10 protein-coding genes are annotated in these 15,374 nt (G+C 70.3%); 3 read left to right on the plus strand and 7 right to left on the minus strand.

What is annotated here, in order from left to right; genetic code table 11:
- The first annotated feature begins 49 nt into the window (after nucleotides 1-49).
- From IG05_RS0109535 to IG05_RS0109545, 3 genes are read left to right on the plus strand one after another with little or no spacing between them, the layout of a single operon-like run.
- The gene (locus tag IG05_RS0109535; protein WP_030341021.1) at nucleotides 50-928 is read left to right on the plus strand and encodes a metal-dependent hydrolase; all 879 of its coding nucleotides are present in this window, start codon (nucleotides 50-52) and stop codon (nucleotides 926-928) included.
- Nucleotides 928-1,977 carry a PDR/VanB family oxidoreductase gene (locus tag IG05_RS0109540; protein ID WP_030341023.1) on the plus strand — a complete coding sequence of 350 codons (1,050 nt, stop codon included), beginning with the start codon at nucleotides 928-930 and terminating at the stop codon, nucleotides 1,975-1,977. The genes IG05_RS0109535 and IG05_RS0109540 overlap by 1 nt, the downstream gene beginning before the upstream one ends.
- Nucleotides 1,978-2,013: 36 nt before the next feature.
- Nucleotides 2,014-2,703 (plus strand): TetR/AcrR family transcriptional regulator, encoded by a 690-nt coding sequence (locus IG05_RS0109545; RefSeq protein WP_078894012.1) that lies wholly within the window; start codon nucleotides 2,014-2,016, stop codon nucleotides 2,701-2,703.
- Nucleotides 2,704-2,710: 7 nt separating this feature from the next.
- Here the strand turns inward: IG05_RS0109545 and IG05_RS0109550 are convergent, their stop codons facing one another.
- The 7 genes from IG05_RS0109550 to IG05_RS0109580 all read right to left on the minus strand — a co-directional run bounded on the left by IG05_RS0109550 (nucleotide 2,711) and on the right by IG05_RS0109580 (nucleotide 15,315).
- On the minus strand, nucleotides 2,711-3,073 hold the full coding sequence (locus tag IG05_RS0109550; protein WP_030341028.1) for a 5-carboxymethyl-2-hydroxymuconate Delta-isomerase: 363 nt from the start codon (nucleotides 3,071-3,073) through the stop codon (nucleotides 2,711-2,713).
- 32 nt (nucleotides 3,074-3,105) lie between these two features.
- On the minus strand, nucleotides 3,106-8,514 hold the full coding sequence (pulA, locus tag IG05_RS0109555) for a pullulanase-type alpha-1,6-glucosidase (RefSeq protein WP_030341030.1): 5,409 nt from the start codon (nucleotides 8,512-8,514) through the stop codon (nucleotides 3,106-3,108).
- Between the two features lie 93 nt (nucleotides 8,515-8,607).
- Complete coding sequence (locus IG05_RS0109560) at nucleotides 8,608-9,984, minus strand: alpha-amylase (RefSeq protein WP_030341033.1); 1,377 nt, start codon at nucleotides 9,982-9,984, stop codon at nucleotides 8,608-8,610.
- 174 nt (nucleotides 9,985-10,158) lie between these two features.
- Nucleotides 10,159-11,868: a glycoside hydrolase family 13 protein gene (locus tag IG05_RS0109565; RefSeq protein WP_030341036.1), complete on the minus strand. Its 1,710-nt coding sequence runs from the start codon at nucleotides 11,866-11,868 to the stop codon at nucleotides 10,159-10,161.
- Between the two features lie 136 nt (nucleotides 11,869-12,004).
- Entirely contained in the window at nucleotides 12,005-12,910 is a 906-nt protein-coding gene (locus IG05_RS0109570; protein ID WP_030341039.1) for a sugar ABC transporter permease, read from the minus strand.
- A 19-nt stretch (nucleotides 12,911-12,929) separates the two neighbouring features.
- Nucleotides 12,930-13,934 carry a carbohydrate ABC transporter permease gene (locus IG05_RS0109575; protein ID WP_030341041.1) on the minus strand — a complete coding sequence of 335 codons (1,005 nt, stop codon included), beginning with the start codon at nucleotides 13,932-13,934 and terminating at the stop codon, nucleotides 12,930-12,932.
- Between the two features lie 106 nt (nucleotides 13,935-14,040).
- Nucleotides 14,041-15,315 carry an extracellular solute-binding protein gene (locus IG05_RS0109580; protein ID WP_030341042.1) on the minus strand — a complete coding sequence of 425 codons (1,275 nt, stop codon included), beginning with the start codon at nucleotides 15,313-15,315 and terminating at the stop codon, nucleotides 14,041-14,043.
- Nucleotides 15,316-15,374: the final 59 nt, after the last annotated feature.

Here is a 15,374-nt window from a genome sequence, read left to right on the forward strand (position 1 = left end):
TGCCGCACAGGGGTTCTCAGGTCACCCTACCCGCCAGTACATTGACGCCATGTCTCATACGCAGGCCCGGGTGCCGCTCCAGGCGCGCAACGTGTCCTTCTCCTGGGAGGGCACACCGCTGCACTGGGTGCCGGGGGATCCCTTCACCTCGCACACCATCAACGTGCTGCACCTGCTGCTGCCGGCCGGGGAGCGCTGGTTCGTGCACGTGTACAAGCAGGTGCTGCCGTACATCCGGGACGAGCGGCTCCGCGCGGACGTCCTCGGATTCATCGGCCAGGAGGCGATGCACTCCCAGGCCCACGACGAGGTGCTGCCCCACCTGCGGGAGCTGGGCCTGGATCCGACGCCGTACACCGCGCAGGTCGACTGGTTCTTCGAGAAGCTGCTCGGCGACCGGACCCTCCCCCCGGGCAGGCCGCGCAGGTGGTGGCTGATGGAGCGGGTCGCCCTCATCGCGGCCATCGAGCACTACACGGCGTTCCTGGGCAACTGGGTCCTGGGCGCCGAGGCGCTCGACCGGCACGGCGCCGACCCGACCATGCTGGACCTGCTGCGCTGGCACGGCGCGGAGGAGGTCGAGCACCGCTCGGTCGCCTTCGAGCTGTTCATGCACCTCGACGGCGGCTACCGCCGGCGGGTGCGGACCTGGGCCACCGCCTTCACCGCGCTGGTGTTCCTGTGGCAGCGCGGGACGCGCTTCTTCATGGCGAACGACCCGGCCCTCGTCGACGGCAAGGCCTCGTTCAAGGACCTGTACGTCCGCGGCAGGCGGGGCCTGCTGCCCTCGACCGGGGACATGCTCAGGTCCGTCCCCCGCTACCTGCGCCGCGACTACCACCCCTCGCAGGAGGGCGACACCGAGCAGGCCGTCGCCTACCTGGCCTCCTCGCCCGCGGCCATCGCGGCGGAGAAGAGGGCCGCGTGATAGCGAAGCCGCGTACCGTCGCGCTCGTCGCGGGCGCCGCCCTGCTCACCCGGCGGGCCCTGCGCCGCCGCGTGAGGGTCTCCCCGCTGTGGCCGCTGCCCGCCCTGGACCCGCCGCTCTCCGGCCGGCCGCGCCCGCGGGCCCGGCGGCTGCTGCTCACCGCGCACGAGACCATCGCCGACGGGGTCGTACAACTGCGGCTGGAGGGCGCGGACCTGCCGCGCTGGGAGCCCGGGGCGCACCTGGACCTGGTGCTGCCGTCGGGGCTCGTGCGCCAGTACTCGCTGTGCGGGGACCCCGGGGACACCTCCTCCTACACGGTGGCCGCGCGGCTCGTGCCGTACGGCCGGGGCGGCTCCCGCGAGGTGCACGAGCGGCTCGCCGAGGGCATGGAGCTGGAGGTGCGCGGCCCCCGGAACCGCTTCCCGCTGGCCGGTGCGCCCTCGTACGTGTTCGTCGCCGGCGGCATCGGCATCACCCCGATCCTGCCGATGCTGCGGTCCCTGCCGGACGGCACCGACTTTCGGCTGCTGTACTGCGGGCGGACCCGGGCGTCGATGCCGTTCCTGGAGGAGGTGCGGGGACTGGCCGGGGACCGGCTGACGGTCGTCGCGGAGGACGAGGACGGCCGGCAGGATCTGGCCGCGCTGTTCGCCGGCACGGCCGCGGGTGCGGCGGTGTACTGCTGCGGCCCGGACGGCCTGACGGCGGCGGTGCAGGAGGCACTGCCCGAGGGGGCCGACCTGCACCTGGAGCGGTTCGCTCCGCGTGCGCCGGCCGGTGGCGACACCGCGTTCGAGCTGGAACTGCGGCGCAGCGGACGGACGCTGACCGTGCCGGCCGGTTCGACGGTGCTGGCCGCCGTGCGCCGGGAGCTGCCGGACACCGCCTACTCCTGTGAGCAGGGCTTCTGCGGGACCTGCCGGCAGCGGGTGCTGGACGGGGAGATCGATCACCGGGACGAGCTGCTGATCGACGCGGAACGGTCGGACTCGATGCTGATCTGCGTGTCCCGGGCGCGGGGCGATCGCCTGGTGCTCGACATGTGACCGCGGACGGCCGGAACCGATCGGTAAAGTGTTCGCATGAGTACCGGGGTTCGCCGCAGGATGGGCGTCGAGGAGCGGCGGCAGCAGCTGATCGGTGTCGCCCTCGACCTGTTCAGCCGACGCTCGCCCGACGACGTCTCCATCGACGAGATCGCCACGGCGGCGGGCATCTCCCGCCCGCTCGTCTACCACTACTTCCCCGGCAAACTCAGCCTGTACGAGGCCGCGTTGCAGCGTGCCTCGGAGGACCTCGCGAGCCGTTTCGCCGAGCCGCACGAGGGGCCGCTCGGCGCCCGGCTGCTGCGCGTGATGGGCCGCTACTTCGACTTCGTGGACGATCACGGCCCCGGTTTCTCGGCCCTGATGCGCGGCGGCCCGGCCGTCGGCTCCTCGACCACGAACGCGCTCATCGACTCCGTGCGGCAGGCCGCGTACGACCAGATCCTGTCGCACCTGGGCGTGCGGCAGGCGTCCCCGCGCCTGGAGCTGGTGGTCCGCTCCTGGATCTCGCTCGCCGAGTCCACGGCGTTGCTCTGGCTGGACGGCCGGCGCGTTCCGCGCGCCGAGCTGGAGGTCCAGCTCGTGCACGACTTCGCCGCGCTGGCCGCCGTCAGCGCGGCCTACGACCCGGACATGGCCGGGCTGCTGCGCACGATGGTGAAGGACGAGCCGGCCGACGGCCCCTTCGCGGACCTGGTCGGCCGGCTCATCGCCCTCGGTTCGTGAGCGTGTCCTAGCGGTCGAACTTCCGGTACGACGCGTCGAGGTCACGGATCTCGGCGGAGGCGTGCACGGCGCAGGCCGTGTCCGCCACGTGCTTGCGGAGCAGTTCCAGGACCGCCTCCGCCAGCCGCGCCTTCGTCTCGTCGCTGCGTCCGGCGAGGAGCCCGATCGTCACGTGCACGACGGCGTGCCCGCGCGCCCCGGGATCCTCGTACCCGAACACGGTGTACGCGCTCGGCCGGATCTGCGTCTTGCAGGCCTCCGGCTTCGCCGCCGCGATCTCCACGGTCGCCTCGTGCAGCGCCCGGGCGAAGCCCTCGCGGTCGAAGGCGTTCTCCACGATGTCCGAGTAGTCGATGGTGATCTGCGGCATGCGCACTCCTGTTCTACGGCGTCGGCCCGACCCTACTTCCCCGCCCGCGTGAACACCGCGACGGTCCGCGCCGGGACGCTGAACGTGCCCGGGCCGGCCGTGTAGGCGGAGGTCTTCACCACCGGGTCGGCGCCGGCGGCCTGCACCGGGTGCAGCCGGTAGTGCCGCCCGGCCAGCGCCGGGATCCGCTGTTCCTGCCGCTCGGGGGTGGCGTTGAAGACGACGACCAGGTCACCGAGGCGCATGGTGATCACGCCCGGGGTCTCGTCCTTGCCGGACAGCGGGAAGGAGAGGTGCTGCTGCACCTGCGCGGACGTGCCGAGCGAGAACGCCTTCTCCGTCGTGCTGATCCTGAGCAGGTCCCGGTAGGCGGCCGAGGCCCCGGTGATCTGCGGGCAGCCGACCTTCACGCTGGTGAGCAGCGGCCGGGCGTAGTCCCACTTGGAGGCGTTGTCGGCCGCCGGTGGCAGTCCGCGGCCGAAGCCGTTGCCGTCCGCGCAGTTCCAGTGGATGGCGTTGAACCAGTCCCCGCTGTCGAAGGAGTTGCGGTCCAGGGATTTCGAGCGCAGCAGGTCGGTGCCGGCCTGGGAGAGGGCCGGGCCCTGGGAGAGGGCCGCGGTGGCCATCGCCAGGACCTGCATGCGGGCCCGGTCGGCGGCCGGGGTGTCCTTGGGCAGCTTGTAGGCCAGCGCGTCGAACAGTGACTCGTTGTCGTGCGCGTCGACGTAGGCGAGGGCGTCGCCGGGCGCTGCCGCGTAGCCGGCGGGCTGGCCGTTGTAGTCGACCTGGGCGCCGGTGACGTCCTTGCCGTCGGTGTCGGTGAAGCGGTACCGGGCGAGGTTGCCGCTCAGACCGACCTTGATCAGGTCCTGGTAGTGCAGCAGCCGGGCCTTCTGCTCCTGCCTCGTGCCGTTGGCCGCGGAGGAGTTGGGGTCGGTGTACAGCCCGGACGCGAAACCCTGCACGCCGGGGTCGGCGTCGAAGGGGCCGCCGCCGCGCACCGCGTCCCGGGCACGGTCGGAGAAGGTGGCGATGCCGGTGCCGGCCATGTTCTGCTGCGTGGCCTGCACGAACCGGGCGTCGTTCGCGACCTCGCCGAAGTTCCAGCCCTCGCCGTACAGGACGATCTTCCTGCCGTCCACGCCGTCCTTCTCGGGCGTGAGCGCGTCCAGGGCCTTGCGGACGGCCAGGATGTTGGCCTTCGGGTGATGGCCCATGAGGTCGAAACGGAACCCGTCGACCTTGTACTGCCTGGCCCAGGTGACGATCGAGTCCACGACCAGCTTGCCCATCATCGCGTTCTCCGGCGCGGTGTTGGCACAGCAGGTACTGGTGGCCACCGAGCCGTCCGCCAGCAGCCGCTGGTAGTAACCGGGCACGATCCGGTCGAGCACCGAGGTCTCGGCCTGGCCGGCGGCCGCCGTGTGGTTGTAGACGACGTCCATGACGACCCGCAGGCCGTCCTGGTTGAGCGCCTTCACCATCGTGCGGAACTGAACGGTACGGGCGGTGCCGTCCGGGTCGGTGGCGTAGGAGCCCTCCGGGACCGTGTAGTGGTACGGGTCGTAACCCCAGTTGTAGGCGTCCTTCGCGGCGGTCTTCGCCACGCACTCCTGCTGCTTGTCGGAATCGGCCGGGTAGGAGGCCAGGTCACAGTCCGGCGTCGCCTGATCGGCCCGCTTCTCGGGGATCGTGGCGATGTCGAAGGCAGGCAGCAGATGCACGTACGACGTCCCCGCCTTCGCCAGCGCCCGCAAGTGCTTCGAACCGTCGCTGTTCTTGTCGGCGAACGCCAGGTAGGTGCCCCGGTCCTCGGCCGGAACGGTCTTGTCGGCCACCGAGAAGTCCCGGATGTGCAGCTCCTGGATCTGCGCGCCCCTCAACGGCACCGCCCTGGGCTTGCGCAGAGCCGCCCAGCCGCGCGGGGCGAGCTTCTTGTCGTTCAGGTCCACGACGAGGCTGCGCGCCGAGTTCGCGGTCAGCGCGACCGAGTAGGGGTCGGTGACCTTGTTGGTGACCACCTTGCGGACGCTGGGCGCCCACACCCTCACCACATACCGGTAAGGCTTGCCCTTCCAGGACGCCGGACCGGTGACGGACCAGACACCGGTGGTGTCGTTGCGGTGCATCCTCACGGACGTGCCGTCGAGGTCGAGGTGGACGCTCTGCGCGGTCGGCGCCCAGACGGCCAGTGTGGGCCTGCCGTCGTGGAAGGCCGGCCCGAGGGCGGCCTTCGTCGCCCCGGGGTACAGGTCGTCCAGCACGCCGGCGGTCTGCACACCGGTCGCGGCCAGGACGGCGCCGTTCGCGGCCCGCTGGGTGGCGACGAGCTGCCCGGCGAGCGCGCCGCGCACCCGGTCCCGGTCACGGGGGTCGACGGACCAGGCGGTGTAGTCCTTCAGGTGCGGGAACTTCGCCTTCTGGGCGTCGGTCAGGGTGGTCTTGGCCAATCGCAGCCAGCGCTCGTCGTCACTGGTCAGCGCACCGTCCCTGACGGTGATCGAGCCGTCGTGGGAGGAGAGGAGCTGGGTGGAGGCGGCGCCCTCGACGCCGTTCCAGGCGACGGTGTCCCGGTCGATCCAGATCGCCTTGGAGGTGCTCAGGTCGAGCGCGGCCGCGCTGCCCGCGGGCTGCGGCAGCAGGTGCTCCTCCTGGCCGTTCAACAGCCACACCTCGTGGCCGTCCGACTTGAGGTCGAGGGACTGGTCGGTGGGCAGGTCCTTCTCGTCGCCCTTGTGGATGATGTAGCTGAGACCGGTGGCACCCGCGCTGAGCGGCACCTCGAAGACCGCGCCATAGGCATCAGTCTTCACCGGCTTCAGCGGGTTCGACCAGTCGGTGGGGTTCGCCGCGCCGGTCCAGACGTGCAGGCCCCAGCCGGCGTAGTCGCCGTCGGCGCGGTGGTAGTGGATGACCGCCTTGGTCTCGTCCTGCGCCGGGTAGTCGGGCCTCGTGGTCAGGACGTCGGCCTTGCCCTGCTCGATCCACACCTCGCCGGTCCTGGTGACGTCGATGCTCCGGTCGGCGGAGACGTCCTTGTCGCCGTCCTTGTCGATGACCAGGAAGCCGACGTTCGAGGCGCCGGGCTTGAGCTTGACGTAGGCGAAGGCGCCGTAGGCGTCCCGGCCCACGAAGGGGTGACTGGCGGGCCAGTTCGTGGCCTCGCCGTCGGCGAGGTCGCCCCAGGCGTACAGGCCCCAGTTGTCGTAGTCGCCGTCGGTGCGCTTGTAGTGGACGACCGCGTAGTCGCGGGAGGAGGCGGTGGGGACCTCGGGCGCGGGCGCGGTGCCGGTGGCGCTGGTCGCCGTGGCGCTCGCGGTGCGTCCCGCGGAATCGACGACGACGGCCTTGTAGCGCAGGACGGTGCCCGCCTTCACGCCCTTGCCGATGGTCTGGGTGACCTTGTACGGGGCGTGGTCGGCGGAGCCGAGGGTGTGCCAGGCGCCGTTGCCGACCTGGGCGGCGAAGACGACCCGGTTCAGCTGTCCGCCCTCGACGTCGGCGGACAGCTCGACGGTGCCGGTGGCGCCGGCGTCCGGGGCCTTCAAGGTGAGGGACGGCTTGGCGGTGGGCTCGGCCAGGGGGCCGGCGGCCTTGAGGACGACGGCGGAGCCGGCCGGGACGGTGACCGTGACCTTGCGGTCGGCGTCGGAGTCCGCCGCGGCGTGCGTGCCGTAGATCCCGCGGTACGTCATGCCCGCGGAACCGGTCTCGAAGGTGGCGGTCTTCGCCTCGCCGGCGTTGTTGAGGGCGACGACGTACTCGGTGCCGGAGCGTGCGTCCGTCCGGGTGAAGGCGTAGACGCCGGCGCCGTCGGCCGCGTACCGCTCGGTCTGCACGCCGTCGGTGAGCGCCGGGTTGTCCTTCCGGAGTTTGGCGAGGGCGGCGATGTCCTGGTAGAGGGGGGCGCCGCGGTCGTAGGCGGCGCTCGCGTGGGTGCGGCCGGTGCCGATCTCGTCGTCGTCCAGGTAGTCGGCGACCTTGGAGGCGAACATGGTCTGGCGGGCGTCCTTGTCGCCGCCGGAGCCGGTGAAGCCCTGTTCGTCGCCGTAGTAGACGACCGGGTTGCCCCGGCTGAGGAACATCACCTCGTTGGCGAGCCTGTCCTTGGCCAGGATCTCGGCGTCGGTCGCCTTCGGGTTGTCCTGCTTCAGGAAGTATCCGATGCGGCCCATGTCGTGGTTGCCGAGGAAGGTGACCTGCTCGTACGCGTTGGCCTTGTCGGTGGTGTACCGGTAGTCGTCACCGAAGACGCCCGCCAGCTTCCGCGCGCTGCCGCCCTGGGAGGCGTAGGCGCGGGCCGCGTCCTGGAAGGGGAAGTCGAGGGTGGCGTCGAGCCGGCCCTGGGTGACGTACGGCGAGGTGACGGAGGTGTCGGCGGAGTAGACCTCGCCGAACATGAAGAATTTCTTCCGCCCGCGCTGTGCCGCGTACCGGTCCAGTGCGGTCGCCCACTGGGTCCAGAACTCCATGTTCACGTGCTTGACGGTGTCGATCCGGAACCCGTCGACGGCGAAGTCCCGCACCCACCGCTCGTAGATCTTCTCCATGCCGTGCACGACCTCGGGACGCTCGGTCCACAGGTCGTCCAGGCCGGAGAAGTCACCGTAGGTGGCGGACTCGCCGGCGTACGTCGAGTCGCCCCGGTTGTGGTACAGCGCCGGGTCGTCGAGCCAGGCCGGGACCTTGCTCCTGTCGGCGGCCTTCGGGGTGTACGGGAAGGAGCCGGTGCCGACGGCCGGGAAGGGCCGCCTGCCGTCGGCGTAGTCCGCGTCGTCGAAGGGCCTGCCGTCCTTCGTCAGGTACGGGAAGGCGCCCTTGGACAGGTAGTCGTAGGACTTCTGCTCGTAGTCCACGACGTCGGCGGTGTGGTTGGTGATGACGTCGAAGTAGACCTTCATGCCCTTGGCGTGCGCCTTGGCGATGAGGGTCTTGAGGTCCTGGTTGGTGCCGAAGTGCGGGTCGACCTGGGTGAAGTCGGTGATCCAGTACCCGTGGTAGCCGGCGGAGGCGTTGCTGCCCGTGCCCTGCACCGGGCGGTTCTTGAAGATGGGGGCCAGCCAGATGGCGGTGGTGCCGAGCCCCTTGATGTAGTCCAGCTTCCCGGTCAGGCCCTTGAGGTCGCCGCCCTGGTAGAAGCCCTTGTCGGTGGGGTCGTAGCCGGTGCTGAGCCGGGAGCCGGTGAGTCCGCCCCGGTCGTTCGAGGTGTCCCCGTTGGCGAACCGGTCCGGCATGACGAAGTAGAACTGCTCGCGGGTGTCGTCGTGCCGGGCGGGCACGGCGGCGAGCTTCGCGTCCGAGGGGGGTGCGGGCGGGGTGGCGGCCCGGGCCGCCGGTGCCTGGACCAGGGCGGCGGCGAGGGCCAGGCCGGTGAGAGCGGCGGCCCTTCTTCTGCCATGCGGCGTACGGCGCGTGCGGGGCGCCGGCCATCTCGGTATCACGGGTCGTGACTCCTCAGGGGGATTGCGACGGGGACTTGCAGCAAGGGGCGTGAAACCGCCCGAAAGGGGTTTCACGCACCGTCAGCAACGGTTTCAGCAACTGGACTTGCCGGCGTAGATCGCCAGGGCCGTGTCCGAGCCGAGGGTGGCGGTGAACTGTCCGCTGGAGTTCACGCTCACCGTGGTGTTGTTCTGGACGTTGCAGTACGTCCCGGCGGGCAGGGACGTCTGGTAGGTGCGGGTCAGCGACGAGGACTCGTGGTTGATGGCCACGTAGCCCTTGGCGCCCCGGCCGAACGCGATCGCGTTGTTGCCGTTGTCCCACCAGTTGCCGACCGCCTGGCCGCGGGTCGCGTTGCGGAAGGCGACCATGCGGATGATCTCCGGCCAGGCGTGCTGGCACTTCCAGCCGTCCTGCCAGCAGGCGTTCACCCGGCCGCCGTTGGGCGGGCCGGCGTCGGCGTCCGACCACTCGTAGCCGGAGTTGATGTCGGGGGCGCCGTAGGGCCAGGCGAGCATGAAGACGTTGGCCAGCGTGTAGTCGGCGCCGCTCTTGTAGTTCAGGGTGCTGCCGTTGCGCTCGGTGTCGTGGTTGTCCACGAAGACGCCGGCGGCCGAGCTGTTCAGGTAGCCCCAGCCCTCGCCGTAGTTGGTGAGGTACGCGAGCTTCTCACTGGTGAAGACCCGCTTGAGGTCGTAGGCGTAGCGGAACTCCTGGACGTCCCCGTTGCCGGTGTACTCGGAGGGCTGGACGGCCTCGCCCGCGCCGTAGATGACCTCCTGCTTCCAGTAGACCGACGGGCTGGTCAGGCGGCTCTTGATGTTGGCGAGGTCGTCGGCGGGAATGTGCTTGGCCGCGTCGATGCGGAAGCCGTCGACCCCGAGGGTGAGCAGGTCGTTCAGGTAGCCGGCGATCGTCTTGCGGACGTACTCCTCGCCGGTGTCCAGGTCGGCCAGGCCGACGAGTTCGCAGTGCTGCACGTTCCAGCGGTCGGAGTAGTTCGACACCTGGGAGGTGCAGTCGTCGAAGTCGTAGGAGGAGTACAGGCCCGGGTAGGCGTACTTCGTGTAGGACGAGCCGCCGGTGCCGGTGCCGCTGCCCGCCGACATGTGGTTGACCACCGTGTCGACGACGACCTTCACACCGGCCGCGTGGCAGGTGTTCACCATGTCCCGGAACGCCGTGCGGTCGCCGAGGCGGCCCGCGATCCTGTACGACACCGGCTGGTACGACGTCCACCACTGCGAGCCCTGTATGTGCTCGGCGGGTGGGGAGACCTGGACGTAGCCGTAGCCGGCGGGCCCGAGGGTGGTGGTGCACTCCTTGGCCACCGAGGCGTAGTTCCACTCGAACAGGACGGCGGTGACGTCCTTGGTGCCGGGCGGGGAGGCCTCGGCGGCGGTCGGGGTCATGCTCATCAGGGCGGCGGCCGTGAGGGCGACCGCCGCGGGGAGGGTTCTGCGTGCCATGTGGGGTTCCTTCGACGTTGAAGGCAAGGACCGCTGACGGCGCTTGCTGAAATCTTTCAGCAAACTTGCGGTGACGCAGATGTTAAAGGCCCGCTGCCCGAAAGGCAGCGGGCCGTAGTGAAGTTCATGAAAGAACTTTCAGAGCGGGCATCAGCCGGGGCCGCCGGCCCGGTCTCACTCCGCCGTCGTCCACCACACGGTCGTGTCGGCGGGCACCTTCGCCTCGCCGCCGGTCTCGGCGATCTCCCCGCTGGCGAGCAGCACACGGCCGTACGCCGGGGTCGTCACCGACTCGCCCGTGGTGTTCGCGACGCACACGAAGTCGCCGCGCCGGAGGGCCAGTACGCCCTCGGGCGCCCGCAGCCACTCCACCGCGTCACCGGCGCCCAGGTCCGGGTGCGAGCGGCGCGCCCGCAGCGCGGCCCGGTACAGCTCCAGCGTCGAGCCGGGCACGCCCGTCTGCGCCTCCACGCTCAGCTCGGCCCAGCCCGCCGGCTGCGGGAGCCAGCTGCCGCCGCTGCCGAAGCCGTACGACGAGCCCTCCCGGGTCCACGGGATCGGCACCCGGCAGCCGTCGCGGAAGCCGTCCTGGCCGGCGCCCCGGAAGTACGCCGGGTCCTGGCGCACCTCGTCGGGCAGGTCCACGACGTCCGGCAGGCCCAGTTCCTCGCCCTGGTAGACGTACGCCGAGCCGGGCAGCGCCAGCATCAGCAGGGTGGCCGCCCGGGCGCGCCGCAGGCCCAGTTCGCGGTCGCCCGCCGTGCGGATCTGGGTGCCGAGGCCGGGCGGGTTGGCGAAGCGGGTGGCGTGCCGGGTGACGTCGTGGTTGGACAGCACCCAGGTGGCGGGGGCACCGACCGGGCGCATGGCCTCCAGGGTCCGGTCGATCACCCCGCGCAGCTCGGCCGCGTCCCACTCCGTGCCCAGGTACTGGAAGTTGAAGGCCTGGTGGAGCTCGTCGGGGCGGACGTAGTTGGCGGTGCGCTCGACGGTCGGCGTCCAGGCCTCGGCGACGAAGATGCGTTCTGGGGGTCCCCCCGGCCGGAGGCTGGGGGAGTACTCGTCGAGGATCGTGCGCCACTGCCGGTAGACGGCGTGCACGCCGTCCTGGTCGAAGAACGGCATGACATCGTTGCCCAGCAGCTTGAGCTGGTCGTGGGAACCCAGGTCGGGGAGACCCTCGGCCTTCACCAGGCCGTGGGCGACGTCGATGCGGAAGCCGTCCACGCCCATGTCCAGCCAGAACCGCAGGATGGAGCGGAACTCGTCGCCGACGGCCGGGTGTTCCCAGTTGAAGTCGGGCTGCTCGGGGGCGAAGAGGTGCAGGTACCACTCGCCGGGCGTGCCGTCGGGTTCCGTGACCCGGGTCCAGGCCGGGCCGCCGAAGATGGACTCCCAGTCGTTGGGCGGGAGTTCGCCGTCCTCGCCCTTGCCGGGGCGGAAGTGGTAGCGCTCGCGCAGCGGGGAGCCGGGGCCCTCGGCGAGGGCGCGCTTGAACCACTCGTGCTGGTCGGAGGAGTGGTTCGGGACGAGGTCCACGATGATGCGCAGGCCGTGCGCGTGGGCGTCGCGGATCAGCGCGTCGGCGTCCAGCAGGGTGCCGAACATCGGGTCCACGGCGCGGTAGTCGGCGACGTCGTAGCCGGCGTCGGCCTGCGGGGAGGCGTAGAAGGGGCTGAGCCACACGGCGTCGACGCCGAGGTCACGCAGGTAGGGCAGACGGGAGCGTACGCCCTCCAGGTCGCCCATGCCGTCGCCGTTGCTGTCGGCGAAGCTGCGCGGGTAGACCTGGTAGATGACCGCGTCCCGCCACCAGTCATGGCGGGCGGCGACGGTGGCGACGGCGGAGTGGCGGGCCGGTGCGGCAGGGTGCTGCTGGCTCATGGTGTCCTTGATACGTAACAGGGGCATGGTGGTCGGGCGGTGGGTGCGGCGGCGGGCGGCCGGGAGGGACTGCGAGGCGGGCCGCGGTACAGCGGGGTCGGATGGCACAGCGGCCCGCCTGGTCGGGGTGCGGGCCTCAGCCCTTGGTGCCGCCGGCGGTGAGACCGGTGACGAGGTTCTTCTGCACGAGGTAGAAGAACACGGTCACGGGTATCGCGATCAGCACCGCGGTGGCGGCCATGTAGTTCCACTGGGCGTCGTGCTCGCTGACGAAGGTCTGCAGGCCGACGGCGAACGTGTACTTGGAGTCGTCCAGCAGGAAGGTGGTCGCGAAGGCGACCTCGCCGACGGCGGTGATGAAGTTGTAGAACGCGGCCACGGCCAGGCCCGGGCGGGCCAGCGGCAGGATGAGCCGGAAGAAGGTGCCGAACGGGCTCAGCCCGTCCACGCGTCCGGCCTCGTCGATCTCGAAGGGGATGGTGTCGAAGTACCCCTTGAGCAGCCAGGCGCTGTACGGCACCGCGGTGGTGCAGTTGATGAGGATCAGCGCCCAGTAGCTGTCGATGAGGCCGAGTTCGCTGAAGATCTCGTACATCGGCACGATCAGGATGGCGATCGGGAAGGCCTGGGTGAGCAGCAGGACCCACATCAGCTGCTTGTAGCCGGGGAAGCGCATCCGGGAGACCGCGTAGCCGGTGGTCGCGGCGACCAGGACACCGATCAGCGTGGTGCCGAGGGCCACGATCATGGTCGACTTGAACCAGTCGAGGAACCCGGTGTGCTCCAGCACGAAGCTGTAGTTGGAGAAGGTCGCCTTGCCCGCGATCCCGCCCGGGTGCAGGTAGTCCTCCTTGTCCGGGCCGAGGGAGAGGTAGCACAGCCAGGCCACCGGGGCCAGGGCGATCAGGCTCGCCACGACGAGGCCGCCGTGCAGCAGGGCGGTGCCGGCCGGGCCGCGCTCGCCGCGCCGGCGGCCCCGGCGCCGGGGCGCGGGTGCGGGGGCCGGGGCGGTCTCGGTCGTGTCCAGGGTGGTGGTGCTCATGGCGGCGGCTCCTGCGGCGTCAGACGGCGAGCTGGTCATTGCGCTTCAGCCAGCGGAAGTAGAAGGAGGTGAAGACGGTCAGGATCGACAGCAGCAGCACGCCGTACGCGGCGGACTGGGCGAAGTCGCGCGGCTGCTGGCCGAAGCCCAGGGCGTAGGCCCAGGTGACGAGGATCTGGGCGTCCGGGGCGGAGTTCTTGCCGAACAGCAGGAAGATGATGACGAACTGGTTGAAGGTCCAGATGATGCCGAGCAGCACGACGGTGGAGCCGACCGAGCGCAGCCCGGGCAGGGTGACGTGCCGGAACTGCTGCCAGGCGGTGGCGCCGTCCATCTCCGCGGCCTCGTAGAGCGTGGAGTCGATGGACTGCAGGCCGCCGAGCAGGGACAGCATCATGAACGGCACACCGCACCAGGTGTTGACCATGATCGCGGAGAACCGCTGCCAGAAGGTGTCCTCCAGCCACTCCGGCTGGGGCAGGTGGAGGCTGCCGAGGAGCTGGTTGAGCGCGCCGGAGTCGGCGAGCATGATCCGCCAGGAGAAGACGGTGACGAAGGTCGGCACGGCCCAGGGCAGGACGAGCAGCAGCCGGTAGACGGTACGGCCGCGCAGCTTCTGGTTGAGCATGAGCGCGAGGCCGAGGCCGATGGTGTAGTGCAGGGCGACGCAGGCCACCGTCCAGAACACGGTCCACAGGAAGTGCGACCAGAACCGGTCGTACGCCGTCGGGCCGAACAGGATGTCCTTGTAGTTGTCCAGGCCGATGAACTTGTAGGTGGCGTCGATGTGGTTGACGCCGATCGTGCGCGCCGAGTTGAGGCTGTTGGCGTCGGTGAGGGTGAGGTAGAAGCCCCGCACCAGCGGATAGCCCACGAGGACGCCGAGCACGAGGACCACCGGGGCGATCATCGCGTAGGCGTACCAGTACCTCTGGAAGCTGTTCCTGACGCGCTGCCCCAGCCCGGGACGAGGCGCGCGGTCACCGCGGCGCTTGCCGGTCGCGCGGTCGATGGCGACTGTCATGGTTCGACACCTTCAAACGTTCAAGGGGTTGGGCTGGGCACAGGGCGGTGGCCGCCGGATCCTTCCCTCCCCGTTCGCACGGGGAGGGTCCGACGGCCACTCGGACTCACTTGCTGAAGCCGTCGACCAGCTTGGAGATGGCCAGCTCGGCGTTGCCCAGGCCCTTGTCCAGCGACTCCTTGCCGCTGGCGATCTTGGGCAGCTCGGTGTCGAGCGGGCCCCACAGGGAGCTGTACTCGGGCAGCGCCGGGCGGGGCTGCGCGGCGGCCAGGACGCCCTGGTAGCCGGCGATGCCCGGGTCGGTCTTGACCTTGTCGGTGTAGGCGTCGGAGCGGGTGGGCAGGGTGGAGTTCTTCAGCGCGATGGTCTCCTGGGCCTGCGCCGAGGTCATGTACTTCACGAACTTCAGGGCCGCCTGCTGGTGGGCCTTGTCGGAGCCGGCGTAGACCGAGAGGTTGTGGCCGCCGGTCGGGGCGCCCGCCTTGCCGGCGGAGCCGGCCGGGACGGTGGCGATGCCGAGGTTCGACTTGTCCTTGAAGGCGCTGCCCTTGTAGAAGTTCGTGATCTCCCAGGGGCCCTGGATGATCGCGGCGACCTTGCCGTTGACGAACGCGTCCTGGATGTGGGCGTAGGCGTCGGCGGTGGCGTCGGCCTTGTGCAGGCCCTTGCCGGAGAACAGGCTCAGCCAGGTGCCGTAGGCCTTCTTGGCGGCGGCCGAGTTCACGGTGATCTTCTTGGCGGCGACGTCGACGGTGTCGGCGCCCTCGCCGTAGAGGAAGGTCTGGGCGTAGTAGGCCTGGGTGGAGCCCCAGTAGCCGTCGGTCCCGGCCTTGTCCTTGATCTTGGCGGCGTCGGCCTTCAGGTCGTCCCAGGTCTTGGGGGCCTCGGTGATGCCGGCCTTCTTGAACAGGGCCTTGTTGTAGACCAGCGCGAGGGTGTCGGTGACGAACGGCACGCCGTAGGTCTTGCCCTCGTACTGGGCCTGCTTGATCAGGTTCGGCTCGAACTTGCCCTGCTCGGCGAGGGCGTCGGTGCCGTCCAGCGGCAGGAAGAAGCCCTTCTTGGCGAAGGCCGGGGTCCAGCCGACCTCGGAGCGCAGCACGTCCGGGGCACCCGTGGCGCCGGCCGCGGTGTCGAACTTGTTCTGCGCCTGGTCGAAGGGCACGTTGACGTACTTGACCTTGATGTTCTTGTTGGCGGCCTCGAACTGCTGGACCAGGGCCTTGTACGTCGGCGCCTCATTGGTGGCGTTGGAGGTGTCCCACCAGGTGATGGTGACCGGGCCGTCCGACTTCCCGCTGTCGCTGTCGCTTCCGCCGCACGCCGTCGCCGTCAGGGCGAGGGACGCCACCAGCGCGGAGGCCGCTATGCCACGCCGCATGAGTTCTCCTTGAGGGTTAAGCCCGAGTGTTGCCACTGCGCCGATGGGGGTCCCCCAGC

The sequence above is a fragment of the Streptomyces sp. NRRL S-1022 genome (genome assembly GCF_000720135.1).
Classification (GTDB): Bacteria; Actinomycetota; Actinomycetes; order Streptomycetales; family Streptomycetaceae; genus Streptomyces.

Excerpts from the sequence above, each read along its gene's own strand:
- IG05_RS0109535 (WP_030341021.1), top strand. The coding sequence starts at position 50 with ATGTCTCATACGCAGGCCCGGGTGCCGCTCCAGGCGCGCAACGTGTCC.
- IG05_RS0109580 (WP_030341042.1), bottom strand. The coding sequence starts at position 15,315 with ATGCGGCGTGGCATAGCGGCCTCCGCGCTGGTGGCGTCCCTCGCCCTG.
- IG05_RS0109550 (WP_030341028.1), bottom strand. The coding sequence starts at position 3,073 with ATGCCGCAGATCACCATCGACTACTCGGACATCGTGGAGAACGCCTTC.
- IG05_RS0109560 (WP_030341033.1), bottom strand. The coding sequence starts at position 9,984 with ATGGCACGCAGAACCCTCCCCGCGGCGGTCGCCCTCACGGCCGCCGCC.
- IG05_RS0109570 (WP_030341039.1), bottom strand. The coding sequence starts at position 12,910 with ATGAGCACCACCACCCTGGACACGACCGAGACCGCCCCGGCCCCCGCA.
- IG05_RS0109565 (WP_030341036.1), bottom strand. The coding sequence starts at position 11,868 with ATGAGCCAGCAGCACCCTGCCGCACCGGCCCGCCACTCCGCCGTCGCC.
- IG05_RS0109575 (WP_030341041.1), bottom strand. The coding sequence starts at position 13,934 with ATGACAGTCGCCATCGACCGCGCGACCGGCAAGCGCCGCGGTGACCGC.
- IG05_RS0109545 (WP_078894012.1), top strand. The coding sequence starts at position 2,014 with ATGAGTACCGGGGTTCGCCGCAGGATGGGCGTCGAGGAGCGGCGGCAG.